The organism is Helicobacter burdigaliensis (assembly GCF_003670295.1).
Lineage (GTDB): Bacteria > Campylobacterota > Campylobacteria > Campylobacterales > Helicobacteraceae > Helicobacter_D > Helicobacter_D burdigaliensis.
Genome location: NZ_QXJG01000003.1, coordinates 1 through 26,660, shown reverse-complemented (window position 1 = coordinate 26,660; position 26,660 = coordinate 1). Strand labels below are relative to the sequence as shown.

The 26,660-nt window shown below is 32.5% G+C and carries 24 protein-coding genes; 13 read left to right on the top strand and 11 right to left on the bottom strand.

Translation table 11 applies throughout. The features are described from left to right. Position 1 precedes the first annotated feature (1 nt). Genes waaA through pdxA form a run of 7 tightly spaced genes read left to right on the top strand, consistent with a single transcriptional unit; the run spans position 2 to position 6,302 of the window. Entirely contained in the window at positions 2-1,210 is a 1,209-nt protein-coding gene (waaA, locus tag EBF09_RS02375) for a lipid IV(A) 3-deoxy-D-manno-octulosonic acid transferase (protein WP_121763550.1), read from the top strand. 11 nt (positions 1,211-1,221) lie between these two features. Continuing rightward, positions 1,222-2,067 (top strand): RluA family pseudouridine synthase, encoded by an 846-nt coding sequence (locus EBF09_RS02370; protein ID WP_121763549.1) that lies wholly within the window; start codon positions 1,222-1,224, stop codon positions 2,065-2,067. Positions 2,068-2,122: 55 nt separating this feature from the next. Continuing rightward, positions 2,123-3,040 carry a branched-chain amino acid transaminase gene (locus EBF09_RS02365; protein ID WP_121763548.1) on the top strand — a complete coding sequence of 306 codons (918 nt, stop codon included), beginning with the start codon at positions 2,123-2,125 and terminating at the stop codon, positions 3,038-3,040. A gap of 22 nt (positions 3,041-3,062) precedes the next feature. Next, positions 3,063-4,130 carry a prohibitin family protein gene (locus tag EBF09_RS02360; RefSeq protein ID WP_121763547.1) on the top strand — a complete coding sequence of 356 codons (1,068 nt, stop codon included), beginning with the start codon at positions 3,063-3,065 and terminating at the stop codon, positions 4,128-4,130. Further along, entirely contained in the window at positions 4,130-4,822 is a 693-nt protein-coding gene (hisIE, locus tag EBF09_RS02355) for a bifunctional phosphoribosyl-AMP cyclohydrolase/phosphoribosyl-ATP diphosphatase HisIE (RefSeq protein WP_121763546.1), read from the top strand. The genes EBF09_RS02360 and hisIE overlap by 1 nt, the downstream gene beginning before the upstream one ends. 11 nt (positions 4,823-4,833) lie before the next feature. Beyond that, positions 4,834-5,373, top strand: a complete 540-nt coding sequence (locus EBF09_RS02350; protein WP_121763545.1) for a DUF2393 family protein — start codon at positions 4,834-4,836, stop codon at positions 5,371-5,373. Then, positions 5,370-6,302, top strand: coding sequence for a 4-hydroxythreonine-4-phosphate dehydrogenase (pdxA, locus tag EBF09_RS02345; RefSeq protein ID WP_121763544.1), 933 nt, complete (start codon positions 5,370-5,372; stop codon positions 6,300-6,302). Before EBF09_RS02350 ends, pdxA begins: the two co-directional genes overlap by 4 nt. Positions 6,303-6,434: 132 nt before the next feature. On the opposite strand, the gene EBF09_RS02340 is transcribed toward pdxA, so the two are convergent. The 9 genes from EBF09_RS02340 to EBF09_RS02300 all read right to left on the bottom strand — a co-directional run bounded on the left by EBF09_RS02340 (position 6,435) and on the right by EBF09_RS02300 (position 18,252). Continuing rightward, positions 6,435-8,891 carry an efflux RND transporter permease subunit gene (locus EBF09_RS02340; RefSeq protein ID WP_121763543.1) on the bottom strand — a complete coding sequence of 819 codons (2,457 nt, stop codon included), beginning with the start codon at positions 8,889-8,891 and terminating at the stop codon, positions 6,435-6,437. Then, a complete protein-coding gene (locus EBF09_RS02335) occupies positions 8,860-9,441 on the bottom strand; it encodes an MlaC/ttg2D family ABC transporter substrate-binding protein (RefSeq protein WP_121763542.1) in 582 nt (193 codons plus the stop codon). Before EBF09_RS02335 ends, EBF09_RS02340 begins: the two co-directional genes overlap by 32 nt. Before the next feature lies 1 nt (position 9,442). Continuing rightward, on the bottom strand, positions 9,443-10,135 hold the full coding sequence (locus EBF09_RS02330; protein WP_121763541.1) for an MlaA family lipoprotein: 693 nt from the start codon (positions 10,133-10,135) through the stop codon (positions 9,443-9,445). Next, positions 10,135-12,000 (bottom strand): 1-deoxy-D-xylulose-5-phosphate synthase, encoded by a 1,866-nt coding sequence (dxs, locus tag EBF09_RS02325; protein ID WP_121763540.1) that lies wholly within the window; start codon positions 11,998-12,000, stop codon positions 10,135-10,137. The genes EBF09_RS02330 and dxs overlap by 1 nt, the downstream gene beginning before the upstream one ends. A 1-nt stretch (position 12,001) precedes the next feature. Beyond that, positions 12,002-12,868: a flagellar assembly protein FliH gene (gene fliH / locus EBF09_RS02320; RefSeq protein ID WP_121763539.1), complete on the bottom strand. Its 867-nt coding sequence runs from the start codon at positions 12,866-12,868 to the stop codon at positions 12,002-12,004. Beyond that, positions 12,861-13,895 (bottom strand): flagellar motor switch protein FliG, encoded by a 1,035-nt coding sequence (fliG, locus tag EBF09_RS02315; RefSeq protein WP_111230457.1) that lies wholly within the window; start codon positions 13,893-13,895, stop codon positions 12,861-12,863. The genes fliH and fliG overlap by 8 nt, the downstream gene beginning before the upstream one ends. Then, positions 13,895-15,619 carry a flagellar basal-body MS-ring/collar protein FliF gene (gene fliF, locus EBF09_RS02310; protein WP_121763538.1) on the bottom strand — a complete coding sequence of 575 codons (1,725 nt, stop codon included), beginning with the start codon at positions 15,617-15,619 and terminating at the stop codon, positions 13,895-13,897. Before fliF ends, fliG begins: the two co-directional genes overlap by 1 nt. Before the next feature lie 12 nt (positions 15,620-15,631). After that, on the bottom strand, positions 15,632-16,729 hold the full coding sequence (gene hisC, locus EBF09_RS02305) for a histidinol-phosphate transaminase (protein WP_121763537.1): 1,098 nt from the start codon (positions 16,727-16,729) through the stop codon (positions 15,632-15,634). Between the two features lie 68 nt (positions 16,730-16,797). After that, positions 16,798-18,252, bottom strand: a complete 1,455-nt coding sequence (locus EBF09_RS02300; RefSeq protein ID WP_121763536.1) for a hypothetical protein — start codon at positions 18,250-18,252, stop codon at positions 16,798-16,800. A 239-nt stretch (positions 18,253-18,491) separates the two neighbouring features. On the opposite strand from EBF09_RS02300, the gene EBF09_RS02295 reads away from it, so the two are divergent. The 4 genes from EBF09_RS02295 to EBF09_RS02280 are packed head-to-tail and all read left to right on the top strand — an operon-like array spanning position 18,492 to position 21,527. Next, positions 18,492-19,079 carry a tRNA1(Val) (adenine(37)-N6)-methyltransferase gene (locus EBF09_RS02295; RefSeq protein ID WP_232817625.1) on the top strand — a complete coding sequence of 196 codons (588 nt, stop codon included), beginning with the start codon at positions 18,492-18,494 and terminating at the stop codon, positions 19,077-19,079. After that, entirely contained in the window at positions 19,073-19,453 is a 381-nt protein-coding gene (locus EBF09_RS02290; RefSeq protein WP_121763535.1) for a YkgJ family cysteine cluster protein, read from the top strand. The genes EBF09_RS02295 and EBF09_RS02290 overlap by 7 nt, the downstream gene beginning before the upstream one ends. After that, positions 19,422-20,759, top strand: a complete 1,338-nt coding sequence (locus EBF09_RS02285) for a tetratricopeptide repeat protein (protein WP_121763534.1) — start codon at positions 19,422-19,424, stop codon at positions 20,757-20,759. The genes EBF09_RS02290 and EBF09_RS02285 overlap by 32 nt, the downstream gene beginning before the upstream one ends. Positions 20,760-20,771: 12 nt before the next feature. After that, complete coding sequence (locus EBF09_RS02280) at positions 20,772-21,527, top strand: SDR family NAD(P)-dependent oxidoreductase (protein ID WP_121763533.1); 756 nt, start codon at positions 20,772-20,774, stop codon at positions 21,525-21,527. A gap of 640 nt (positions 21,528-22,167) precedes the next feature. Here EBF09_RS02280 and EBF09_RS02275 read toward each other — a convergent pair. After that, positions 22,168-22,668 carry a hypothetical protein gene (locus tag EBF09_RS02275; RefSeq protein WP_121763532.1) on the bottom strand — a complete coding sequence of 167 codons (501 nt, stop codon included), beginning with the start codon at positions 22,666-22,668 and terminating at the stop codon, positions 22,168-22,170. Positions 22,669-22,732: 64 nt separating this feature from the next. Then, positions 22,733-23,893, bottom strand: coding sequence for a pyridoxal phosphate-dependent aminotransferase (locus EBF09_RS02270; protein ID WP_121763531.1), 1,161 nt, complete (start codon positions 23,891-23,893; stop codon positions 22,733-22,735). A gap of 265 nt (positions 23,894-24,158) precedes the next feature. Here EBF09_RS02270 and groES point away from each other — a divergent pair, with 265 nt between their 5' ends. Beyond that, on the top strand, positions 24,159-24,419 hold the full coding sequence (gene groES, locus EBF09_RS02265; protein WP_121763530.1) for a co-chaperone GroES: 261 nt from the start codon (positions 24,159-24,161) through the stop codon (positions 24,417-24,419). A gap of 16 nt (positions 24,420-24,435) precedes the next feature. After that, positions 24,436-26,076, top strand: a complete 1,641-nt coding sequence (gene groL / locus EBF09_RS02260; protein WP_121763529.1) for a chaperonin GroEL — start codon at positions 24,436-24,438, stop codon at positions 26,074-26,076. The last annotated feature ends 584 nt before the right edge of the window (positions 26,077-26,660 follow it).

The window sequence follows — 26,660 nt, the reverse complement described above, 5'->3', positions numbered from 1 at the left end:
TATGAGACTTTTTGTCTTAACTTACTATATTTTGGTGTGCTTAGTGCATTTGCTTGGCATACCTTTTCTTTTTGTTCTTTCTTTTAAAGAAAAATATAAAAATTCTTTAAAGAGGCGATTTTTTATCCCAGAAGCCTTTAAAAGCAAAAAAGAAGTGCATTGGTTTCACGCTTGTTCTTTTGGAGAAGTGAGAGCGCTTAGTAATGTGATTTTAAAACTTCAAAAGCATAAAGATTGTGAGATTTTGCTAACTACAACTACACAAACAGGTTATAAATTAGCATTAGAATTGTTTGATAAGAGATGTGTGAGATACCTGCCATTTGAAAGTTTTATTCCTTTCTTTGTTGGAAGATTAAAGATAAAAACACTCACTCTTTTTGAGGCAGAATTATGGCTTATGCTCTTATATTATGCAAAAAAAATAGGGGCTAAAACTTATCTATTGAATGCAAGAATCTCCTTACGATCTTATCCTAAATATTTGCGTTTTAAATTTTTCTATCATAAATTGTTTTCTCTTTTGGACATTATTTATGCACAAAGTTTGATGGATAAAAAAAGGCTTTTGGCATTGGGTGCTACAAAAATAGAGGTTTTTGGTAATTTAAAAGCTATGGAGCGCCCAAATGTTACCAAAGAATATCCAAAACCTAGCAAGAGTATCATTATAGTGGCAAGCTCACACGCAAAAGACAATAAAAGCGAAGAAGAAGAGGTTTTAAAAGAGATTTTAAAATGGCAAGAACTAAATCCAGATAACAAAGAAAGATTTTCTATCATCTTTGCACCACGCCACCCAGAGCGGTTTTTAGAAGTAGAAAATAAATTAAATATAATTTTACAAGAAGCAAATAAAGAAAAGATTGCAAAACTTTCAAAAGAGGATTTGCAAAGTGAAAGGGAATTTTATTTGCTAGATTGTTTAGGGGAATTGAATAACTACTATGCAATCAGTGATTTAGTGATTTTGTGTGGAAGTTTCTTGCAGGGAATAGGAGGGCATAACCCAATAGAACCTGCTTATTTTGGCGCTAGAATTATTAGTGGAGCTTATATTTTTAACCAAAAAACTTTATTTTCTAATTTGCAGGGTTATGTGATTTGTAAAATAGAGGATTTAAAGGTTGTTTTGCAAAATTGGGAAAATATTCCTAATGCTATCATTAAAAATAAACAAAATTTAGATACAATTTTAAAAAATTATTAAAAGAAGTTTTTATGATAAAAGATAAGAAAAAAAATCAAGAAAAAAAGCCTAAAAAAAATAAAAATCTACCCAATAAGACTAAAGAAACGCCCCAGTTAAAATTATCCCCTAATGCTCAAAAAGCTTATAAACTTCTTGCTTTGCAAGAAAAAATTTCTAACAATGAAGCTAAAGATTTGATTGATAGAGGGCTTGTAAGTGTTAATAACAGAAAGATTAAAATTGCAAGAGCTTTGATGAATCCAAGCACACATTTTAAGGTAGAGCAAAGATTAAAACCTAAAGTTTTATTTAGTGATGCAAATATTTTAGCAGTGGATAAGCCAAGCTTTATGAATTCTAATGAGGTGGCAGAGGAATTTAAAGAATGGGTTTTATTGCATCGTTTGGACAAAGAAACAAGCGGGGTTTTACTTTTTGTAAAAGAAGGAAGTGAGTTTGAAAAAAAGGCAAAAGAGGAGTTTAAAAAAGAGCGTGTTTATAAAGAATATATCGCTATTGTGCAAGGAATTGTAGAAGAAGGGAGAGAGATTAACACTCCCTTGCTGATTAAAAAAGGAAATTTTGCTAGGGTAAGTGTATCTAAAAAAGATGAGGGAGTAAGGGCTGTTACTTTTATAGAGCCTTTAGAGATTAGTGGTAAAAAAACAAAATTAAAAGTAATCATTAAAACAGGTAAAACCCATCAAATACGCGTGCATTTAGCTTCTATAAATCATCCTATTGTAGGGGATACTCTCTATGGAGGTAAGGAATCTAAAAGAATAATGCTCCATGCACATAAAATTAAAATTTTTGATTATGAATTTAGTGCAAATTTACCCAAAGAATTTACTTTTATAGATTTGGCAAATTAGCTTTTAAGAAAGCTTAGGGTATATTCTAACTTATTTTTTATGGAGTTAGTTTAAAATGGTTGAAGCAAAATCAATTTGGATGGATGGCAAATTAGTGCCATGGCAAGAAGCAAATGTTCATATTTTAACCCATACTTTGCATTATGGCAATGGTGTGTTTGAGGGTATGAGGGCTTATAAGACGCCTAAGGGAATGGCGATTTTTAGACTAGAAGAACACACAAAAAGACTTCTAAATTCTGCTAAAATCGTCGCAATCGATGTGCCTTACTCAAAAGAAGAGTTAGAAAAAGCGCAAATTGAAGTTATAAAAGATAATACCTTTAAAAATAACGCTTATGTGCGTCCTTTAGTGTATTTAGGATATGGTGCTATGGGTGTGTATCATAAAAATGCTCCCGTTAGAGTAGCTATTGCTGCGTGGGAATGGGGTGCGTATTTGGGCGAAGAAGGACTAGAAAAAGGGATTGCAGTAAAAACTTCTTCTTTTGTTAGAAATCCAGCTAAATCTCTATTTGGCAAGGCAAAAGCATGTGGAAATTACCTAAATTCACAAATGGCAAAATATGAAGCAATTTCGTGTGGTTATGAAGAGGCTTTGCTTTTAGATGAAAATGGTATGATAGCAGAGGGAAGTGGAGAATGCTTTTTTATCGTAAGAGAGGGTGTGATTATTACTCCTCCTAATGATGTTTCTTTAGAATCTATAACCCAAGATTCTGTGATTAAAATCGCTAAAGATTTAGGTTATGAAGTGCAAAGACGCAACATTACAAGAGATGAAGTTTATATTGCCGATGAAGCGTTTTTTACAGGGACAGCCGCAGAGGTTACGCCTATTAGCTCTCTTGATAAACGCATTATTGGAAAGGGTGCTAGAGGCGAAATTACAAAAAAACTTCAAGAAGCTTATTTTGATGTTGTATATGGTAAAAATCCAAAATATAGCCATTGGCTAACTTATATTGATTAATTTTTAAGGAGAAGTTTAGAGTATGCCTATTGATTTAAACGAACATTTAAGACAAAAGAACAAAGCTCCACGCCAAAGCGATAATAATAGCAATAATGGAAGCAACAACAACAATAGAAGTTTTCAGAATTATCCTAAAATGCCTTCAATGCCAAACAATAAAAGCTTGATAATTCTTGCTGTGATTGTTTTGGTGGTTGTTATCTTCTTGCTTGTGCGTCCTTTTAAGATTATTAATAGTGGTGAAGTGGGTGTGAAGATTAATACGGGTGAATTTGATCCAGTAGCCTTGCAACCAGGACTTCATTTTTTTATACCTGGATTGCAACAAATCATTGCAGTAAATACTAAAGTAAGGATTGCAGATTTTACAAATTCTGAATCAATGAATCTAAGAAGACGCGATGAGGGAAGCTTAAAAAATGCTGCGATTAATGTTTTGGATTCTAGAGGATTATCTGTATCGGTGGAACTTGCAGTGCAATATAGTCTTGATTCTTTAAAAGTGCCACAAACTATTTCAGTATGGGGACAAAATTGGGAAGAGAGAATCATTACTCCCGTAATTAGAGAGATTGTGAGAAATGTCGTGGGAAGTTTCACAGCAGAAGAGTTACCCACAAAGCGTAATGAAATTGCAACGCTTATTGATGAGCGTTTTAGAGATTATATTGAAAAGTTAGATAATCGTCCAGTAAAGCTAGTGTCCATTCAGCTTACAGAGATAGTGCTTCCTCCTGCTATTAAGGAACAAATTGAAAGAGTGCAAGTAGCAAGACAAGAGGCAGAGCGTGCAAGATATGAAGTGGAGCGCGCTAAGCAAGAAGCAGAGAAAAAAGCAGCTTTAGCTAAGGGTGTGGCAGATGCTACGATTATTGAAGCGGATGCACAAGCTAAAGCAAATCGCTTGATTTCTCAAAGTCTTTCTAATGGATTGTTGCAACTTAGACAAATTGAAGTGCAAAGTAAATTTAATGAAGCCTTACAAGTGAATAAAGATGCAAAGATTTTCTTAACTCCGGGGGGATCTACACCAAATATTTGGCTAGATACAAAAGATGCTAGACGCTCTAGTGTTGTGGGTGAGTAATGGCAAGTTTGTTAGAAAGCATTGATTGGAGTAAGGGGCTTGTTCCCCTTATCGTGCAAGATGAAAAAAGTAATGAAGTTTTAATGCTTGGTTTTACCAATAAAGAGGCTTTGGCTTTAAGTATTCAAAGTGGTTTTGTGCATTATTATTCAAGATCTAAACAACGCATTTGGAAGAAAGGCGAGCAAAGCGGACATACACAAGAAATTAAAGAAATTTTGCTTGATTGTGATAAGGATACTTTACTTATTAGAGTGAAGCAAAAGGGTGTGGCATGCCATAGTGGGAATCCTACTTGTTTTTTTCAAAGTTTTGGTAAGGGCAAAGCTAGTGGAGTAGAGCTAAAGGGCGAAGTGAAAGATATGGGTGTTGTTTATGGAGTGGTAGATACACTCTATCATACCTTACAAGAGCGTAAAAGTGCAGATAGTGCAAGCTCCTATACGGCAACTTTGTTTAAAAAGGGTGAAAACACAATAGGGAAAAAGATAGTAGAGGAGGCAGCAGAGCTTACTTTTGCCCTAAAAGATGGTAAAGAAGAAGAGATTATTTATGAAGCGGCAGATTTGCTTTATCATGCGCTTGTGGGGTTAGCATATAAAAATATTTCTCCTGATAGGATAAGGCAAGAGTTGTTTAGACGTTTTAATGTAAGTGGGATTGTAGAAAAAAATTCAAGGGCTAAAGATTAAAGGCGGATGAATTGAGTGCGGAATTATTAAAAGAATATCTCTCTAAATTTAGCACGATTTTTAACTATTTATCCTTAGCAGATTATTTGGTTTTGGTTGTATTGTTTTTGGCTGTTGTGCTTTTTTTCTTGCTTGCTGTTGCATTGCGTTATAGGGCATTATTGAGTGTATTTATGTTTCTTTGCAGTATGGTTTTGCTAGGCTTATCGCCTTTTTTGTATCAAGCAATTATGGAAAATTATCTAAAAAAAACACAAATGCAATTAAGCCATAATGGAAAGCTTAAATTTGATACTTCTTATTATGTAGAAGGGACAATCAAAAATATGGGACTGCTTAAGATAAGGGGTTGCATTATTAGTGTAGATTTTCTCCCTCAAAATCTCTCACCCATAAAAGAATTAAAATATACTTTAAAGCCTTTTTATACATATAAAAAAGTTTATGAAACTCCATTAAGCAGAGAGGGAGAATTAGAGTTTAAAATTATTATTGATAATTTTGATAAAGAAAAAGAATATAATTTGAAAACTAGGGGAATGTGCTATTGAAGATTGCAGTAAGTGTTGGGGATATTAATGGTGTTGGATTAGAGATATTGTTAAAATCTCATAAGAAAATAAAGCAATTTTGCACCCCAATTTATTGCGTAGATAGAGAGCTTTTGGAGGAAGCTTCAGATAAACTAAAAAGAAAGTTGCCTAAAAATTTAGAGTTATATTCTCCTAAAAATCTTAATAAAAATTTAGAGATTCCAAAGATTTCATCTGGAACTATTTGTAAAGAAAGTGGAGCATATAGCTATGAGAGTTTTAAGAGCGCTGTTTTTTTGACGCAGAATAAAGAAACAAAAGCTCTTGTTACTTTGCCTATTCATAAAAAAGCATGGCAATTAGCAGGAATTTCTTATGCAGGGCACACAGAGGCTTTAAGGGATATGTTTAAAAAAGATACCATTATGGTGCTAGGATCGCCTAAAATGTATGTTGCACTCTTTAGTGATCATGTTAGATTAAAGGATGTTCCACAAGCTATAAACTATGAGAATCTTTTAGAGTTTTTTTTAAATCTTGCTGCTTTTATTAAAAAGCCCCCTTGTGGAGTCTTGGGGCTTAATCCGCATGCTGGGGATTTTGGGGTTTTAGGCGATGAGGAAGTTATTATTAATAAAGCCTTGCAAGAAGCAAATAAAATTTTAGGCAAGGCAATTTATAAGGGTGCTTTGGTGCCAGATGTGGCATTTATCGGTAAGCATTTAAAATATTATGTAGCGATGTATCATGATCAAGGATTAATCCCGCTTAAAACTTTGTATTTTGATAAAAGCATTAATATTTCTTTAAATCTTCCTATAATAAGAACTTCTGTGGATCACGGAAGTGCTTTTGATATTGCTTATCAAAATAAAGCTAAGATAAAAAGCTATTTATGTGCTATAAAAGTCGCTTGCAAGCTTTCAAAAGCAACAAAAATAAAATAACTTTATATTTGCAAGATTTTTTTTAAAAGCTAAAGTTATGTTTATTAACTACTTAAATTAAATATTATAAGCTTTTTTGCATTCATGCAATATAAGTAAAGTAGGAGCATAAATTGACCCATTTGGGAAAATTTATAGCCTTTCTTTTGGGTTTTTATAGAAGGTGAGTAGCAAACTAGGTAGCAAAAAGAGTGAAGAGGCTAACATACAAAGCATTACAAGTGTTGTTAGAAAGCCAAAATAGATTGTGGGAATGAAGTTGCTACTCATCATAGCACAAAAGCCAACAACAATCATTAAAGTGGTGTAATAAATTGCACTGCCAATAGAGATGTGTGTAGCAATAATAGCTTCTTTTTTGTTTTTATATTTTATTTCTTCTTTAAATCTATGAATGTAGTGGATAGCACTATCAACTCCTATACCAAGGGAGATTGCAGCGATAGTTACTCCCATTAAATCTAAAGGGATTTTAGCCACCCCAATAATCCCAAAAATAATCCCAAGTGGAATGAGATTGCTAAAAAGAGCAATAAAAGAATAGCGCAGATTTTTAAAAACTATCAAAAAGACTAAAAATATTACAAAAACTACAAGACTTAAAGTATCTACTTGAGAGCTTATTAGAGTTTGCAAGAGATTATTGTAAAGCACCATAGCACCATTGATTGTAATGCTTACATTTTCATCTTTTAAGAGTGTATTTAGGTCTTTTTCTAGTGTTTTAATAAAAGCATTGCGATGCAAGTTTGGACTTGAATCAATTGTTCTTAAAACAAATCTAAGTTCATTATTTTGTATATTTACATAGGGTGAGAAAAGCTGCGATTTTAAGGTTTCATTAGAATTTTGATATAAGAAAGGAATAAGAAATTCGTTACTATCTATTTTTAATCCATTTGTGAGTTCTAAGAGGCTATTTAGGCTTAAGATGGCTCCTACATTTTCTAATTTTTCTAAGTATTGATGGACGCTTTTTGCGATTCTTAGTTTTTGGGTGTCAAACCAATAGATTTCGTTTTGAGAGAGTTCTTCAAATTCTTCTTCAAATTCGCTAAGTTCATCTTGTTGCGTGTTAGAGGGCTTTTCTTTAAAGGTGAGTATAATCTCTAAAGGCACTGTTCCACCTAGATTGTTATCAATCACTAAAAGTCCTTGTTTAATATCACTACTATCTTTAAAATAATTCACAAAACTATTTTCTACTCTTAGATTAAAAATCCCTATAAGGGCAAATACAATCACTAAAAAGGAAATAAAATAGATTTTTTTTCTATGAAAGATTGCTATTTTTGCGCAAGTTTTTAGCCATAATATATTCCAGTTTGGCATATTTTTGGGAAAATGTTTGAGAGGAAAAAGAGAGTTAAAAGCACCAAAAACAATAAAAGTAGAAAAAAGTGAAATGCTAACACCTATACTCATAATAATGCCAAGCTTAATAATAGGCTCTATGTTTGAAAAAACTAAGCTTAAAAAGCCAATAATAGTTGTCAAAACTGCATAAAAGCTTGGAGTGGCTTTAGAGAGCATGGTTGCTAGAAGTATGTTTTTAGATTTTGAGTTTGGGAATTTTTTGAGATTTTCTAAATAGGTAGTGAGTAAATGGATAAGCAAAGAAATATTAATAATCAACAAGAGTGAAACATAATTAGAAGAAACCACCGTGATTTCATATCCAAAAAATGCAAAAATCCCACTACTAATGATGAGTGTGCTAAGGCAGGCAATAAAGGTTAAAAGAATAAACCTATAAACCCTAAAGAAAAACCACAGCATAAGGCACAAAATAAAAGCTAGCATTCCTCCATAAGTGATAATATCGGATTTCACATAAGAAATCATATCAGAGGCTATCATGCTCATGCCGCCAAGATAGAGCTTATCTTGATAGTTGTTTTTTAAATCCTTTATGGATTGAATGGTTTTGCTTGTTAATTCTTGAGCCTTGCTTTGTTGTTCTTGTATTTGCAAAGAGAGAAGTTCTTTTTGTTTGTCATCTTTGGCAAGCTTTTTTTGTTCTTTTAAAGCAATGAGAGTTTTATCTTCTTGCAAATAGATTAAAATCCCTGCAATTTTGGCATCTAAAGAGAGTAGATTTTCTTTATAAAAAGGGTGATGGATAAGTTCTAATTTTGCTAAATTTAAATCAACTTCTTTGCTAAGTAAAGTTAGATTTTTATCTAAAATCTCTTTAAGCTCTAAACCTTTGGTGCTTTTTAAAAGGGGAACATTTAAAATACTAATTACTTGTTTGATATTTGGAATTTTTTCTAAATCTTTTGTGATATTTTGGAGTGTTTCTAATGAGCTTTTGGAGAAAATATCACCATCATTAGGCACAAATGCAAGAAGTAAAAAATCTTCACTCTTGAAATCTTTTGCTATCCTTTGGTAAGTTTGTAAATCTTTATCATTTTCTAAAATGAAGCTATCTGCACTCGCATTAATAGGCAGTTTTAAAGCAAAAAATGCAAAAAAGACAAAAAATGCAAAAAGTATCCCCAAAAAATAAAAAGGGGAATTAATGATAGCCTTAAATAAATGAAAAATAAGGCTATTTTTGTTTGGTATCAAAGGTAATTTCATTTTGGAGTTTTTGGATTAGAGTTTCAAAATTGCTTTTTGTTAAAATATCTAAAAATTGATTTCTATAAGTTTGAATAACGCTGATTCCTAGAATATCCACATCATAAATTTTCCAGTCATTATTGAGTTTATGAAATTTAAAAATAATGTAATTTTCTTTGCCATCATAAATCAGTGAAGTTTTTAGGTTGTAACGATTTTCTTTAATTAAATCTCCTCCCAAAACAAGCATTTTCTCATCTTTGTAAAGGCGTAATTTGCTTGCAAAACTTTTTTTGAGATTTTCTTCAAATATTTTAATAAATTCCTCTTTTTCTTTGGTATTTAGCTTCTTAAATTCTTTGGATAATGAAAGTTTTGCCATTAAAGGATAATCAAAAATTTCATCAAAGAGTTTGAAAATCTCGCTAGATACAGCCACTTTATTTTCTGAATTTTGCAAGAGCTGGATAGTTTTATCAATCCTTTGTGTCATTTGTGTATCAATTTGGTTAAAGGGTAAAGCAAAGCTAAAACCTAAACAGCATAAAAAAAGTAAAAATAAACGCATATTAATCCTTTGAGAGTGAATTTCTATTTTGCTCATAGCTATTACGCAAAAGAATATAGGAATCTAAACTATCATTTCTAAAAGTTTCAATAGTTTTTTTGTGAATTGCTATATAATTTAGTTCTTTATAGGTATAGATTCCAAAAGAAGCCCAGAAAGGCTCTACATAGCTTACAGGATAGGCAAGAGCATTAAGAGGCATTGTCAAAACATCTCTAAAGTTTTTTGGTCCAAGAAAGGGTAATACGATATGAAAGCCTCCATCAACACCCCAAGTATTAAGCATAACACCAAAATCAGATTCTTTTAAATACAATCCATTTGGAGTAGCAATATCTAGCACTCCTCCAAGTCCAAAGGTAGAGTTAAGTGCGAATCTTCCAAGCTCATCAAAAGCATTTTTAACTCTTAGTTGTAATAAATGCGTAACAAAACGAAGCGGAGCGCCAAGATTGTCAAAAAAGTTATTTACTCCAAGTCTTAAGCCTTTTGGCGTTATTGTGTTATATGCATTTAAGGTGGGGCTAAGCACATAATCATAAACTTTCCAATTAAAATTTGTCATAGCCCGATTATAACTTTCAAAAGGGTCTTTGATGATAGGAGTTTGAAATTCTTCTTCAAACTCTAAATAGTCAATTTCTTCTGCTTGTGTGAGTGTAAAGCATAAAATAAATGCTAGTAAAAATCTCATTATTTAACCTTTAGTAAATTTAAAATAGTTTGTGCGTGGTTGCTATAACCTAGCTTTTCTTCAATTTCTTCAGTTTTTCCATGGGGGATAAACTCATCTCTAAATTCAAAAGAATGCACCTTTACATCTAAATTAGATTCATTTACAAAAGCACAAAGGCTCTCCCCAACTCCTCCAATTTTTACACTATCGCTAAAAACAAACCAATAAGGGTAGTTTGTGCCAATTTTAGCTAAGTTTTCTGTATCTAATGGCTTAATAAAGCGTAAATCAATAATACCACATTCTAATTTGGCAATTTCTTTTAAGGCATTAGCACATTCATATGCTTTTCCCACTCCATTGCCAAAACCGATAAGCAAGACTTTTTCTCCTTTTTGTAGTTCTTCTAGTTTGCCAAGCTTAAAGGGGGTGGGTGTGAAAATATTTTCTTTTAGTTTAAAAGATTTTCGTGGGTATCTAAAAGCACAGGGACCTTCATTGTAAGAGTTTGCAAAATGGATTGCTTCTTTTAGTGTAGCATTATCACGCGGTGCAAAAATTGTAAAATTTGGGATAGGTTTTAAAAAGCTAATATCAAATACTCCTTGATGTGTTTCCCCATCTTCACCTACGATTCCTGCTCTATCAATAGCAAATTTCACAGGGGTTTTTAAAATGCCTACATCGTGAATGATTTGATCATATCCTCTTTGTAAAAAGGTAGAATAAATTGCTACAAAGGGCTTAAAACCTTCTTTTGCCAAAGAGGAGCTTTGTGTTACTGCGTGTTGTTCTGCGATTGCCACATCCCAAAAGCGATTTGGCATTTCTTTAATGAGTAAATCTAGTCCTGTTCCACTAGGCATAGCAGCAGTAATTCCTACGACTTTAGAATCTTCTTTAGCAATTTCTAAAAGAGTGTTTGCAAAAACCTGTGTAGGGGAGGGGGTGCTTGCTTTAGAGATTGTTTTGCCTATTTTCATATCAAAAGGGCTTACTCCATGCCAAGCCTCTAAATGCCCTTCAGCTGGGGAGTATCCTTTGCCTTTTAGGGTTTGGGCGTGGATTACGATAGGTTTTTTAATATTTTTTGCAATTTTTAAGGCATTGATGATTTCTTTAATATTATGTCCATCAATAGGTCCTATGTATTCTAAGCCAAGCTCTTCAAAAAGCATACCCGGGGTAATGAGTTTTATAGATTCTTCAAAACGCTTAGCTAAATAGGTTGCATTTGGGGCATTGCTTATAATATTACCAAGCTTGTTTTTAATGCTTTGGACGAATTTTCCAGCAATTGCTTGAGAGAGATATTTGCTAATTGCACCAATGGGTTCAGCAATACTCATTTCATTATCATTGAGGATAATTACCATAGGATATTTTCTATCGCCTAGCTCGTTTAATGCTTCATAAGCTAAACCTGCACTCATAGCACCATCGCCGATTAATACAACAGGAATCTTATCCTCATTATTAAGTGAGATTGCCTTAGCTACTCCCACACCAAGAGAGATAGAAGTGGAGCTATGTCCTGCGATAAAATAATCATGCTCACTTTCATCTGGCTTTGTAAAACCGCTAATCCCACCGCTTTGTCGCAAGCTGGCAAAAGAATCCCAACGCCCTGTTAAGAGTTTATGTGCATATGCTTGATGAGAAACATCAAAAATAAAAGGATCTTTTGGGCTATTAAATACAGCATGCATTCCAATAATAAGCTCCACAGCACCTAAAGTAGAGCTTAAATGTCCCCCATTTTTAGAAACGACTTCTAAGATTCTAGAGCGGATTAAAGTAGCTAATTCATTGAGTTTTAAAAGAGATTCTTCATTAAAATCTCTTTTGGCTAAAATATCCAAATAAATTTGCGGTAATGGCATATTAATCCTTGTTTTCAAGAATGGATTTTTTCAAAGTTTCAAAACGCAAGTGCAAATCTCCATCAATGTTGCCCTCATTACTCATAATAACTACGCCACCCTTAGCAATTGCTTTATCGGCTTCTATTTTAATATGGGTTAAATCTTGCAAGGTTTCTTTTAAGCTTTCAAAATCTCCGGGAAAAACTTTTAGGGTAATATTTGAGTTTTGTGCGACATTGCTAAGAAGTGCTCTAGCTAAAGAAGAAGCGATTTTAGAGCTATTAGAGCTAACCTCGCTTAAAATTACTTCTTTTGCTATATCTAGTGCAATGGAGCTTAATTCTTTTTCTAATTTTAAAATATGGTTTTTAGAATCTTCAATATTTTGATTTAAACGCGTAATGCTTAAGGCATAAAGTTCTTTTTGCGCATTAATAGAAGCTTCTAGTTCTTCTTTTGCTTTAGAATAGCCTTCGCTAAATCCTGCTTCTTTCGCTTTATTTTCTGCATTAGCTACTTTGCTTGCGATTTCTTGTTCTTGCTTGTCAAATTGCTCTTGAAGCTTTTGCAAAGATTGTGCTAAAACATCACTTTTTTGTAAAATTTTATCCACAACTTCTGCTTCAAAAAGTTTTAAAGCAGGAGCATCTATCATAGGCTGTGGAGCAGCGGGGGTTTCTACTGGAAGAGGGGTAGCTTCTAAAGGTTGCTCTTTGGCAATAGGGGCTTCTTCAATAATGCTTTGTGTATTGCTAGAAGTAGAGCTTTGGGGGGCATTTTGTGTATTTTTAGAAACTTCCATATTGCGAAAATTATACTTTTTAATATCGTGCCTATTTTTGTGTTCGCCAGTAATTACATTTTCGTGTTCGTTTATATTATTCAATGGTATCCTCTTGTTCGCCAATTTGAATTACGCCTTGTTCAGAGAGTGATTGCACACTTTCAACGATGCGTCTTTGGGCTGCTTCTACATCTTTGACTTTCACAGCACCTAAAAATTGCATTTCTTCTAAAAATTGCTCTCCCGCTCTTTGACTCATATTAGACATAAATTTTTGTTTTAGCTCTTCAGGAGAGGCTTTTAAAGCTAAAATCAAATCTTTTTTATCCACTATTTTTAAAATTTCTCTAATAGCGTTATTATCAAGCTTTTCAATATCTTCAAAAGTAAACATCATTTCTTTAATTGCGGCGGCTAGTTGATCATCAATTTGCTCAATATAAGCAATGGTTGCCTTTGCTGCCTTTTGTCCAAGGCGGTTAAATACTTCAGCCACTGCTCTAATGCCTCCTACTTCTACTTTATAGCTTGTAAGAGATTCTAGCTTGTTTTCTAGCACTGTGGAAACACGTTTTACAACATTTGGAGAAATATCTCCTAGATTTGCCATACGGATAGCAATCTCTGCCCTTAAATCATCAGAGAAGAAGTTTAGCGTTTCAGCTGCATTTGTAGGATCCATATGTGCTAGGATTAAAGCAATTGTTTGTGGGTGCTCATGGATAATGAAGTCTGAAAGCTGTTGGGGACGCACACGCGATAGATAGGCAAAGTTTTGGGAGCTTTGCATAGATTTTGCAAGCTTGTCTAAAACTTTTTTAGCGGCTTCTGGACCTAGTGTGCGGTATAATAGCTCTTTAGCATATTCAAAACCACCTGTAGAGATGTATTGATTAGATTGAAAAATCGCATAAAATTCTTCTAAAACTGCACCCGCAACCGCTTTGTCAATTCCGGAGTTTTGTGCGATGTATTTTGAGATTTCTGTAATAGAATCTAAATCTAAATGTGAGAAAATTTCTCCTGTAATCTCATCTCCAAGTTGAATGAGTAAAATGGCAATTTTCTCTGCCATTGAAAATTCATCATATTGTGCTTGTTGCTTTGGATTTAAAGAAATTGAAGGCATTAATTTCTCCCTTTTTGTGAGCTAAAACCATCAATTCCAAGCTCATCATGGACAAGAGTTTGGAAAAGACTTGCTAATTCTTCCGGTTTTTCTGTGGCGACTTCTTTGATTTTTTCTAATAGAACATTATATTTAATCTCATCTTCATTAGAACCACTAAAGCCAAGTTGATCTTCAATGCGTCTTCGCATTTCATTGAGGCGATCATCATTTTCTTCTTCATCTTCATCAATTTTTAATAAAGATTCAATCTCTTCTTCTTCATCAGGTTTTGCCTCAAGCATTCGCTCACTAAAGGGCAAGATAACCTTTTTGTAGAAGAAATAAAGGATAATTCCCACAATCACATATTTTAAAAGTGGCATAAAAGGTTCTAAGAGTTCCTTAGTGGAAGCCAAAAAGCGTTCTAGTGGGGTTCTAGCTTTAAAGCCAGAGAGTTGTCCATTGAGTTGGAAATTGCTTACAGAAACTTCATCACCCCTTGCTTGAGTGTAGCCAATGGATCCTCTTACAAGAGAGGTAATATTTTGCATAGCTTCTTCGCTAAGAGGGATATACTCAAGCTGTTCTACTCCTGCTTCATCAATAGTTTTTTTATACTTACCATCTACCACGACAGCCGCTGAAATTTTGCGGATTGTAGCAAATTCTCCTTTTATATTAGAGATAGTTTTGCTAATTTCATAATTGGTTGTAGTTTGGGATTTTTCATATTTTTCTTTAGCGCCCTCATCATTTAAACCTTGTGTGGGACCAATATTGCTAACTACTCCTGGAACTCCACCAATTTCTTTTGGTGGGAATCCTTCTCTTTTTTCTTCTAGGTTTTGCTCACTTCTTACGACATTGTTTGGATCATAGTATTCTTGTGTGCTTTCTTTTTGAGCAAAGTCAAATTCTGCAGTAACCTTTGCTACTACACCCTCGCTTCCTCCTGCAATAGGGGCTAGGATATTGACGATTTTTTCTTCTAATGCTTTTTCAAAGTTTTCTTTATAGCGGAGTTGTGCTAAGGCTAATTCTCTAGCACCTCCTAATTCATCTAACTCGCTTAATGGTTCTCCATTGCTATTTGCAATCGTAACATTTTGTATAGAAAGTCCAGGAACTGCAGAAATTACGATATTTTTTACCCCCAAAACTTGTTTTGGAGTGAGTGTTTGTCCAGGTTTTATAGAAAGGGTAACAGAGGCAGTAGAAGGCTCTTGTTCGCTTACAAAGACGGTTTTTTCTGGCATGGCAATATGCACGATAGCTTTTTCTATGGGAGCAAGACTTTCAATGGTTCTTGCTAATTCTCCTTCTAATGCCCTTAAGAGTTTGATTTTTTCTTGAAAACTTGTTGCACCAAAATCTTTAATATCAAAAATTTCAAAGCCTACCTTGCTACTTTTTGGGATTCCATTGCTAGCAAGCTTCATCCTTTGTTCATAAACAAACTCTTGTGGGATTAAAATAGTATTGTCTTTTGGAATTTTATAGGGGATTTTATCTTGTTGGAGTTGTTGGATAATAAGTGCTCCATCTTCTCCGCTAACATTTTCAAAAAGCACTGCATAACCCGGATATATTCCGCTACCTTTATTGTTAATAGAATTCCAAACAATGAGTGCAGAAATAAAGCCAACAATAGCAACGATTGTTGCTAAAATAACAATTTTTTGCTTCTTGTTTAGTCTTTTGTAAAGATTTCTAATTTGTTCAAAAAGTGCTTTTAAATCCAAATTTTCCTATCCTTATACTGATGCTTTTAAAAATTCTTCAAATGCTTTAAAAAGCTTTTGATTTTGTTCTTTAGTACCTATTGTGATACGCACAGCATTTAAGCCATAGCTTTTTAGGTTTCTAATAATAATACCTCTTTTTAAAAGAAAATCTGCAAGAGCATTAGAATCTATTCTCTCTAAAAGAAAAGTAATAAAGTTTGTAAAAGAGGGGATAAAATCTATTTTGTTTTGCTTAGCAAATTCCTCATAGCTTTGCATTTGCGAAAAATTGTTTTGTAAAGTCTTTTGAATGTGTTCCTTATCCTTTAAAGCTATTGTTGCAGCACATAAAGAAAGGGTGGTGATATTAAAAGGAGGGCGAATTTTTAAAAGATGAGAGATGATTTCCTCTTTTGCAATACCATATCCCACACGCATTCCCCCAAGTCCATAAGCTTTGGAAAAAGTTCCTAGATAAATGCAGTTTGGAAATTGCTCTATTAGCTCTTTGGGTTTTATTTCTTTGTTTCCATCTTTAAAGGCTGCATACTCTTGATAAGCCCCATCAACGATTACTAAAGTATTTTTAGAGATTTGCTTTAAAAAGCTAAAAACCTCTTTTTTATCTAGGCATTCCCCCAAAGGATTATTAGGAATACATAAGAAGATGACCTCGGGATTGTGGAGTTTATAGAGTTCTAAAAATTCACTAAGATTATGGGAATCGCTTTTTGTTTTTAAAATCTTAGCACCTATACTTTTAGAATAAATTTCATACATAGCAAAAGTAGTTTTAGCCATTAAAACTTTGCTAGGAGCTTTAGCGTGAATACAAAATTCTATAATCTGATCACTTCCAGCTCCTATGATAATCTCCTGAGCTAAGATACTATAATGATAGCAAAGAGCCTCTTTTAAAGCATAATAAGAATCATCAGGATAAAGATGTACTAAATGTGCGTTATCTTTTAGAGCTTGAATAACTTTTTTGCTTGCTCCAAGAGGATTCTCATTAGAAGCTAATTTGATAATACTATCAGCACTTAGTCCAAAATCACGCACTACAAGCTCAATAGGCTTTCCTGCTTCATAGGTTTGCAATGTATCTAAAATAGGATTAAATTTCATAAAACGCCCTATCCTTAGGTGGTATATTAAAGTTATGGTGCATATTATAGCAAAAATTTCAATAAGTCTTATAAAATTAAGCGCATCATATCTATAAATTGCTCAGGTTCGTTTTTGGGTATGAAGTGTTTAATGCCTAAATCTTTAGCTTCTTGAATATTTTGCTTAGAGATACTTTTATCTATAATTGCACAAAATTCTGTTTCTTTGGTTTTGTCAATTTCTGTATATTTTTGTTTGAATTCTAAAATATTCATTTGACTTACTTGCCATTCCATAATGATAACATTAAAACACATATCAGTTTTATTTTCATTAAGGGAAGCACTTTTATTGATAATGCATTCTGTTGGATTGTTAGAAATGCTTACGACTAGATCATTATCAAAATTACTAAGATATTCTCTATAATGCTTTAAGTCATTTAAGGATTGCTGGATTAAAAGAATATTCTTTTTAGAAAAGCTCTCTAAATAATGCAAAAGATCAAAGAGTTCTTTAGTGTCTTTGCGGATTTTTGTTGTATCAAGGCTTCTTAGAAAATATTTTAAAAAAGTTTTGGAGCTATAAGTTCCTGTAATTCCTGCTTCTATGAAAAATCTTCGCACACTTAGACTTCTTTTTGCCCTCTGCCATAAAAGTTTATCAAGATCATAAGCTTTGGTGTTTAAAAGCTCTATAAAATCTCTTTTTAATTCTTTGATTAAAGGAATATAGCTTTTTAAAAAAGGTTCAAAAAATTCCTCCTCAAAATCTTCTCCAGCTTTTGTGATTTTTGCAAGTTTTTCTTTTTGCAAGGAAAGATAGTGGAGTAAATCTACATAGCGTTTTCTAAAATGCTTAAGTTGTGTTTGAGCTTGTAGATAGTTTAGGCTTCCTTTGTCTTGGCGTTTTAAAAAGTTTTCTTCCATATTTTTTAGTGTAGAACCCATAGAGGCTTGTTGTATGGAGGCACTTTTTATAATAGAGCGTGTTGTTTCTATGAGTTCTTCATTTTTGACAAATTCTATTTGGCGTGCAAGAAAGATTTTTTCATAAGAGTTTTCAGGTGGATAAGAAGATTTTTTGCTAAAGCTTTCAAACTCTTTATCAAGGGCTATAATTTCGGATTTTAAATTGCTTAATGCCATATTAGGAATGGTGCTATCAAGTTCAAAAAGATCATTATAGGCTGTAAATAAAAAGCGTTTAATCCTTAAAAAATCTAGTTTTTTATCGGATTTTATGGAATCTTGATATTGAGTGATTAGGTTTTCTACACTGCCAAAATAATTATAAATACATTCTTTAATGCTTCGTGTTTGATGGATTTTGAAATCTCCAGTTTTGGGCATTGGCTTTGCTTTTACTGAAATTACTTCCTTAGAAGAAGAGAGTTCAAACTCCACTTCTAAGTTGGGCTGTAATTCTTTTAAGCTTCCTTCCCATTTTGTAAGGTCAAATTCAAAATGGCGTTTATTGTGAGCTTGTTCAATCAAACCCTTTTTTGTTTTAGCATTTAAACCTATCAAAAATCCAAACATTTCATTCCCATTTACTTTATATAATAAGTATAAATTATAGCAAAAGTTTATAAGTTTGCACTTTATTTATAATCAAGAGTTAAAATAAACTTGTTATAATGGATATAAATTTTTATAGTAAAGTTGAGAGAAATTGCAGATTTATCAGCCAAAAGATGGATATTGTTATAATAGCGATACATTATTTTTATATGATTTTTGCACAAAATTTCTAAGATCTAAAAAAAAAGGTTTTAGAAGTGGGTTCAGGAAGTGGGATTTTAGGATTGCTGTGTGCAAGAGATTTTCAGATTGATTTAACTATGGTAGAGAAGAATCCTAAAATGGCAGAATTAAGTTTGATTAATTCTAAAATTAATCAAATTAAATCTAATGTTATTTTGGGAGATTTTTTAGAAACTTCCTTTATAGAAGGGGGGTTTGATATTGTGCTTAGTAATCCTCCTTTTTATTATGAGGGTGTGATAAAAAGTAAAAATTATGATATTTTTTGTGCTAGATATGAAGAAAATTTACCCTTTGAAGCTTTTTTAAAAAAAGTTTATAAGGTGTTAAAACCACAAGGGGAATTTATTTTTTGTTATGATTCTAAACAATTTCATAAAATTTTTGGTATGCTTTATGCTTGTAAAATGCGTCCCCTTTGTGTGCGGTTTGTGCATCCTAATGATTTAAAGGATTCTACGCTATTTTTGTGTAGAGCTAAAAAGGATTCTAAAAGCCAAACGCAAATTTTACCTCCATTATTTACACATATTAATGGAGAGTTTAGCAAAGAAGTGCAAGAAATTTATAAAAAGGGAGGAACTTATAGTATCAAATGCTAAAACAAGAGGGTTTTAAATTCTCATTTGATGAGAGTAAATGTAAAGAATGTGGTGGAAAGTGCTGTAAGGGTGAGAGTGGATATGTATATCTTAGGTTAGAAGAGATGCAAAACATTGCAGATTTTTTAGGGATGGACTTTGTGGAATTTACGCAAAAATACATTAGAAAAGTAGTGGATGGATATTCTTTACTAGAGAAAAAGGAGAAAGAGGGTAAAGGGTATGCTTGTATTTTCTTAGATGAAGAAAAAGGAGAATGTGAAATTTATAAAGTGCGTCCATGGCAGTGTAGGACATTTCCATTCTGGAAGGGATTTAAGCAAGATTATAGTGAGTTAAAAAATGAATGTATGGGAATTGTTGATGCGATATAAAAGATTTATTTTTGTGAGTTTTGGTTTATTGGCGTTTTTTACATTTGTGGGTTGTTTCTCTGCTAAAGAGCTTCAAAGTGGAGCTAAACAAGTAAAGACTAATACGGAAAAAAGTAAGCAAAAGGCGGTTTTAAATCAACTAGAAGATGTTTTTATTTTTCAAGCATATAATGCGTTGGATAATAAAGATTTAGAGGGTGCTAAAGAGGGCTTTAAAGGGGCTTTTAAAATTAGTAGTGATTATAAATATCTCAAAGAAATTGTAGGGATTATGGTGCTACAAAAAGATTATACAAATGCTAAAGAAGTGGCATTAAAATATCTTAAGAAATATCCCAAAGATGAGGATATGCAACAAGCACTTATTGGTATTTATTCTAGTCAAAAAGATTTTAAAAATGCATTAGGAGTTGCTAAAAGACTGATTGCGCAAAGCCCTTCAGCGCAAAATTTTGAAATTGTTTCTTCTGTATATTTTTTGCAAAAAGATTATGAAAATGCTGTTAAATTTTTGAAAAAAGCTTATCATAAAACTTATAGTGTGGAACTTTTGGATAGGCTCGCTTCTATTTATGTGTTGTTTTTAAATGATAGACAAAAAGCAGTGGGTTATTATGAAGCACATTTAAAAATGAGGGGATATGATGAGGGAGCAGCAAAACGCTTAGCTATTTTGTATTTGGAGCAAAAACAATATAAATTAGCCGCTAAAGTTTATGAGATGAGCTATGTCAAGACAAATAAAGAAGAGTATATTCGGGCTGTTTTGCAAATTTATTTTGAGCTAAAAGATATTAATTTAGCACAAAAATTTATAGAAAAATATCCTAATATGCCAAAGCAAGAAGAGATGTTATTGGATATTTATCGTTATCAAAAGGATCATCAAAAGGCAATTGCAATGTTGCAAAAGCTTTTTGCAAAAACAGGTAATTATGATTATCTGGCACAAGAGGCAATCTATCTTTATGAAAGTGGTAAAAAGGATAAAAAATCTTTAGAAATTATTAGCCAAAAACTAAAAACTTCTTTAAAGCATCTTGATAATGCTTTGTATGCAAATTATCTTGGTTATCTGTTAATTGATCATTCTTTAGATATTAAAAGCGGGATAAATTATGTGCAAAGAGCTTTAAAGATAGAACCTAATAATATTTATTATTTGGATTCTCTAGCTTGGGGTTTTTATAAAATGAAAGATTGTCAAAATGCAAAAGAGATTATGGAGAAGATTCCAAAAGATGAACGCCAAAAAGAACAAGAGATTAAAGATCACTATGAAGTGATTTCAAAATGCAAAATATAAGAAAGGTTAAAGATGGTTATTTGCATTAGTGGTGCTTCATCAGGAATTGGTTTAGAGATTGCAAGAGAGTTTGCAAAAGAAGGAAATAAAATTATCGCTATTGCAAGACGCAAAGAGAGATTAGAAGCATTAAAACAAGAATTGAATGCAAAAGGGATTTTATGCCATATTATTGCGTGTGATATTGCTGATTATGAGAAAATTAAACAAGAAATAGAAGCTTTACCTAAAGAGTTTGCAAATATTGATGTGTTGGTTAATAATGCAGGATTGGCTTTAGGATTAGAGAGTGCAAATGAATGTGATTTTAATGATTGGCAAAGAATGATTGATGTAAATGTTAGTGCATTGTGCTTTCTAACAAATCTTATTTTGCCTCAAATGGTAAAAAGAAAAGAGGGGCATATTATAAATATGGGTTCAATTGCTGGGCGTTATCCTTATCCGGGTGGAAATGTATATGGTGCGACGAAGGCATTTACTAGGCAGTTTTCTTTAAATTTGAGGGCAGATTTAGCAGGAAGCAATGTGAGGGTGTGTGATATTGAACCAGGGCTTGTGAGCGATAGCGAGTTTTCTTATGTACGTTTTAAAGGGGATGGTAAAAAAGTAGAAGAGCTTTATAAAGATTCTAATGCACTAAAACCAAAAGATGTCGCTAAGGCTGTATTTTGGGTTGCAAACTTACCAAAGCATGTGAATATAAATATGCTAGAAATGATGCCAACTTCTCAAAGCTTTTCTCCTTTGGCGGTTTTTAGAGGGTAAGATTTATGATGAGCTTTGCAAGGTTTGTAATCTTGTTTGTATGAATAAAATTAGTTAGCTCTATGTGTTGTTGAAAGCTTTTTGTTGTCCAACAAGTGCAGCGTAAATCTAAGAAAAAATTGCCAACAAATTTAAACTATTTATAGAATCATTGCAAAATCTTTTTATCTTTGCTTCATAAAAAAGTATTTTAAGAGTGCTCTCTTAAGAGTTTGCTTGAAGCTTTATTGCCACGCACAAAATCTTTTTATATAAAGTTTTATTGCTTTTTGTGAGTGTAAAATAAATACTCCTTTAAGCTCTTTGTTTTTAAGTAAATTTAGATGATAAATGGGAAACTCTAAAACTGCAAGCATTTTGTCTTATGCCACGAGAATTTTTTACAATAAAGAATACTTCTTGTCTTTATATCATTGTAAAACTTATATTTTTTGTATTTGTTATCGTGAATAAAATGTAATGTTTGCCTAGTTTATGGGTAAAGCCTTTTATCTTACTGCTAAAGTAGCCGATTTTTTTGGTGTAAATAAAGTGTGTGTAAATCTATAGCAACCTTTTTTAGATTGCCATAGAATAGATAAGCTTGCTTTGTGAAGATAAGTGGCAATATGTAAATTTTAGCTATTTAAATAATATAAGGTTAAAATCCACCAAAATATCTTACTGCACCAATCTTTTTATCTACATTGCTAAGAAGTTTTGCATTTTCACTACTTAGATTTGAGTTTTGAATGAGATTGTTAGTAATATTAGAATCTAAAGTAGGATTGAGTTTAGCCAGTAAGTCAAATCCCATTTTTTCTTGTTGGTTTAAAATGCCATTGTCATACATAGCCTCACCGAGCTTTTTAGCACTCCCTAAATCTTTAATTTCTTCATCAAAGCTAGAAGCAAAACTTTGAATTTTTGAAAGCTCATTGCTACTTTCAAAGCTATCTTGAATAAGGCTTGGGTTAAAAAAGGTTCCATTTGTAGAGAAGAGACTTGAAGTTTCGCTAACATTAGAGGCTTCTTCTATATTAAAAGCAGAGTTGCTATTTTGCTTAGGGTAGCCTGAAATATTATTGTCTTTATTGTTGTATTGATTGTCATATGCTTGGCTAAGAAGTCCAAACATTCCTTTTTGGTTATTTACATTCATTTTTGCCTACCTTGTTTTGGTTTGTTGTTACAAGATAAGCAAAATGTATTCCAAAATTTAAATTTTAATGGGAGCAGAAATTTGCAATTCTTTCAATCCCTTTTTCTATGCTTGCTAAATCCGTAGCAAAAGAGAATCTTAAATATCCTTCCATACCAAAGCCAATGCCAGGAACTACCGCAACCCCTTCTTTTTCTAAAAGCTCTTTACAAAACTTCATAGAATCTTGTTCTATTTTAGAACAATTTACAAAAAGATAAAAAGCACCATCAGGCACAATTACATTAAGTCCGCTAATTGCATTGAATTTTTTTGCTGCAATATCCCGTCTTTGTTTAAAAGCGATTCTCATTTTTTCAATATCAGAATCTGCACTTCCATTAAGTCCTAAAATAGAGGCTTTTTGAGTGATGGAGTTGATATTAGAAATGCTTTGGCTTTGAAGATTATTGATGAATGAGCGTAATTTTTTATCTTTTGTAGCTAGATAGCCTATACGCCAACCTGTCATTGCTACTGCTTTACTTAAGCCATTGATAGTGATAGTTCTCTCTAGCATATCAGAACTTACACTCGCACTTGAAGTAAATTCACCATCATAGACTAGCTTTTCATAAATCTCATCACTTACTACCCAAATATTAGTTCCTTTTAGCACTTCTGCTAACTCTAAAAGCTCCTCTTTAGAATAAACCATACCCGTAGGATTTGATGGGGTAGTTAAAACAAGTATTTTTGTTTTAGGAGTGATTGCGTCTTTTAACTCCTCTTTTGTGATTTTGAATTTATTTTCTTCTTTGGTATGGATAAAGACATTTTTACCTCCACTATAAGTAACAAGTTCAGGATAAGTTACCCAATAAGGAGAGGGGATAATCACTTCATCACCCTCATCAATTAAAGCTTGAAAGACATTAAAGAGGGAATGTTTAGCACCATTATTTACTATAATCTCATCATTAGAGTAGCTAAGATTGTTTTCTCTTTGTAACTTTTCTCTAATCGCATCTAAAAGTTCTGGGATTCCAGCGACTGCTGTGTATTTTGTAAAACCCTCTTGCAAGGCTTTTATAGCAGCATCTTTAATGACTTGTGGTGTGTCAAAGTCAGGCTCACCCGCTGAAAAAGATAAAATATCCCTGCCTTGTGCTTTTAGCTCACGGGCTAGTGTGCTAATGGCTATGGTAATAGATGAAGATAGATTGCTAACGCGTTTTGAATACATAGAAAACTCCAAAAATATACTTAAAATATTGAAAATATAATCCTTTTTTACTTTTTTATTTATTAAAAATAAAAATAATACGCAACTCTTTTAAATAAACATTTAAAAAGTGAGTAGTTTCTAATATTAGCTTATTAAGCTTATGAAACTTTAGTCATTTAGACTAAGATATAATGAATTTTTTTACTTAGAGTATTGACAAAAGAAAAAAAACTAACTATAATTTCAAGCGTTTTAACAAAATAAATTTTTATGGAGGAATCCTATGAATTTCAAACCACTTGGAGAAAGAGTCTTAGTAGAAAGACTTGAAGAAGATACAAAAACTGCTTCTGGAATTATCATTCCTGATAACGCTAAAGAAAAGCCACTAATGGGTGTAGTAAAAGCTATCGGAAGTGAAGTAAAAGAAGTAAATGTAAATGATAAAATTGTATTTGGAAAATATTCTGGAACAGAAGTAAAACTAGATGGAAAAGAGTATTTGATTTTAAAATTAGAAGATGTTTTAGGTGTTTTAGCTTAATTTTAAGGAGTAAAATATGGCAAGTAAAGAAATTAATTTTTCAGATAACGCAAGAAATAGATTATATGAAGGTGTAAAACAATTAAGTGATGCTGTTAAAGTAACAATGGGGCCAAGAGGAAGAAATGTACTAATCCAAAAAAGCTTTGGTGCTCCAAGTATCACAAAAGATGGTGTATCAGTTGCTAAAGAAATCGAATTAGCAGATCCTATTGCAAATATGGGAGCACAACTTGTAAAAGAAGTAGCAAGTAAAACTGCAGATGCGGCAGGTGATGGAACTACAACTGCAACAGTTCTAGCATATAGCATTTTTAAAGAAGGTTTAAGAAATATCACTGCAGGTGCAAATCCAGTAGAAGTTAAAAGAGGTATGGATAAAGCAGCTGAAGCTATCACAGAAGAGCTAAAGAAAATGTCAAAACCAGTTTCAGGTAAAAAAGAAATTGCACAAGTTGCTTCAATCTCTGCAAACTCTGATGTTAAAGTAGGTGATTTAATCGCTGAAGCTATGGAAAAAGTAGGTAAAGATGGTGTTATCACTGTTGAAGAAGCTAAGGGTATTAATGATGAATTAAGCGTTGTGGAAGGAATGCAATTTGATAGAGGTTATTTAAGTCCTTATTTTGTTACAAATAGTGATAAAATGGAAGCAGAATTAGAGCACCCTTATATTCTTTTGACAGATAAGAAAATCACTTCTATGAAAGATATTCTTCCACTTTTAGAATCTACAATGAAAAGTGGTAAGCCACTTTTAATCATCGCAGAAGATATTGAAGGAGAGGCATTAACAACTTTAGTAGTAAATAAACTAAGAGGTGTGCTAAATGTAGCAGCGGTTAAAGCTCCAGGATTTGGTGATAGAAGAAAAGAAATGCTAAAAGATATTGCTACTTTAACAGGTGGTGAAGTAATTAGCGAAGAACTTGGCAAAACGCTAGAAAATGCAAGCATTGAAGATCTAGGACAAGCTGCAAGAATTGTAATTGACAAAGATAACACAACTATCGTAGATGGTGCGGGTGAGAAAAGTGCAGTAGAAGCTAGAATTGCACAAATCAAAACTCAAATTGAAAGCACAACAAGCGATTATGATAAAGAAAAGCTACAAGAGAGATTAGCAAAGCTAAGCGGTGGTGTAGCAGTTATCAAAGTAGGTGCTGCAAGTGAAGTAGAGATGAAAGAGAAAAAAGATAGAGTAGATGATGCACTCTCAGCTACAAAAGCTGCTGTTGAAGAAGGAATTATCATCGGTGGTGGAGCTGCATTAATTAGAGCGGCTGCTAAGGTGAATTTAGACTTAAGCGGTGATGAGAAAATTGGATATGAAATCATCAAAAGAGCAATCAAAGCTCCTATTAAGCAAATTGCTACAAATGCAGGATTTGATGATGGTGTAGTGGTAAATAATGTAGAAAAAGATTCAAATGCAAATAATGGATTTGACGCTTCAAGTGGAAATTATGTAGATATGTTTGAAGCAGGAATTATTGATCCACTAAAAGTAGCAAGAATCGCATTGCAAAATGCAGTATCTGTTTCAAGCCTACTTCTAACCACAGAAGCAACAGTGCATGAAATTAAAGAAGATAAACCAGCTATGCCAGATATGAGCGGTATGGGTGGAATGGGCGGTATGGGTGGAATGATGTAATTCCCCCTCCCGCTTTTGCCTTTTTCTTTTTTTATCTTTCTTAAAGCTGTTAAGCAAATTAATCTCTTAAAATTTTATCCATTATACTTTTACAATAAATTATCCTTTTGTTTCTAGAATTATTTAGGCAAATTTGTATAAGATAGAAATTGATTCAAATTTTATTTATTCATATGTAGCTACTTAAAAATAAATTTTAGTTTTACTGATTATTGTAATATTTTAGCAATGGATAAAGTTTTGAAAAATAGGGTAGTTTCTATGATAAATCTTAATATATAAGTTTTAAAGAAAGAATCTTATTGTTTTAAAATATCTAAAATTATAAAAATTATATAAGTTTTTAGTATTTAAATTATATTTTATATAAAAATAGTTCATATCTTATATTATTTTAAAGCTAGGAGTTATATACTAATACTACAATTTATCTAACCTAACTCGGAACTATTTTAGGTGCGGGGGGGGGGGGGGTTTTAAGTTTAAAAAACAAACGGGGGGGTAAAAATGAAACAAAAAAAAAAAAATTTAAATTAATTTTTATTTTTAATGTTTTTTAATTTTTTAAAAAAAAACCATTAAGA

Bases quoted from the DNA above. Each gene is read 5' to 3' on its own strand.
- EBF09_RS02290 (WP_121763535.1), top strand. From the start codon at position 19,073: ATGCTAAAACAAGAGGGTTTTAAATTCTCATTTGATGAGAGTAAATGT.
- EBF09_RS02365 (WP_121763548.1), top strand. From the start codon at position 2,123: ATGGTTGAAGCAAAATCAATTTGGATGGATGGCAAATTAGTGCCATGG.
- EBF09_RS02275 (WP_121763532.1), bottom strand. From the start codon at position 22,668: ATGAATGTAAATAACCAAAAAGGAATGTTTGGACTTCTTAGCCAAGCA.
- EBF09_RS02300 (WP_121763536.1), bottom strand. From the start codon at position 18,252: ATGTTTGGATTTTTGATAGGTTTAAATGCTAAAACAAAAAAGGGTTTG.
- hisC (WP_121763537.1), bottom strand. From the start codon at position 16,729: ATGAAATTTAATCCTATTTTAGATACATTGCAAACCTATGAAGCAGGA.
- groES (WP_121763530.1), top strand. From the start codon at position 24,159: ATGAATTTCAAACCACTTGGAGAAAGAGTCTTAGTAGAAAGACTTGAA.
- EBF09_RS02285 (WP_121763534.1), top strand. From the start codon at position 19,422: ATGAATGTATGGGAATTGTTGATGCGATATAAAAGATTTATTTTTGTG.
- dxs (WP_121763540.1), bottom strand. From the start codon at position 12,000: ATGCCATTACCGCAAATTTATTTGGATATTTTAGCCAAAAGAGATTTT.
- waaA (WP_121763550.1), top strand. From the start codon at position 2: ATGAGACTTTTTGTCTTAACTTACTATATTTTGGTGTGCTTAGTGCAT.
- EBF09_RS02360 (WP_121763547.1), top strand. From the start codon at position 3,063: ATGCCTATTGATTTAAACGAACATTTAAGACAAAAGAACAAAGCTCCA.
- EBF09_RS02330 (WP_121763541.1), bottom strand. From the start codon at position 10,135: ATGAGATTTTTACTAGCATTTATTTTATGCTTTACACTCACACAAGCA.
- EBF09_RS02340 (WP_121763543.1), bottom strand. From the start codon at position 8,891: ATGAAATTACCTTTGATACCAAACAAAAATAGCCTTATTTTTCATTTA.
- EBF09_RS02280 (WP_121763533.1), top strand. From the start codon at position 20,772: ATGGTTATTTGCATTAGTGGTGCTTCATCAGGAATTGGTTTAGAGATT.
- EBF09_RS02270 (WP_121763531.1), bottom strand. From the start codon at position 23,893: ATGTATTCAAAACGCGTTAGCAATCTATCTTCATCTATTACCATAGCC.
- EBF09_RS02335 (WP_121763542.1), bottom strand. From the start codon at position 9,441: ATGCGTTTATTTTTACTTTTTTTATGCTGTTTAGGTTTTAGCTTTGCT.
- hisIE (WP_121763546.1), top strand. From the start codon at position 4,130: ATGGCAAGTTTGTTAGAAAGCATTGATTGGAGTAAGGGGCTTGTTCCC.
- EBF09_RS02370 (WP_121763549.1), top strand. From the start codon at position 1,222: ATGATAAAAGATAAGAAAAAAAATCAAGAAAAAAAGCCTAAAAAAAAT.
- groL (WP_121763529.1), top strand. From the start codon at position 24,436: ATGGCAAGTAAAGAAATTAATTTTTCAGATAACGCAAGAAATAGATTA.
- fliG (WP_111230457.1), bottom strand. From the start codon at position 13,895: ATGCCTTCAATTTCTTTAAATCCAAAGCAACAAGCACAATATGATGAA.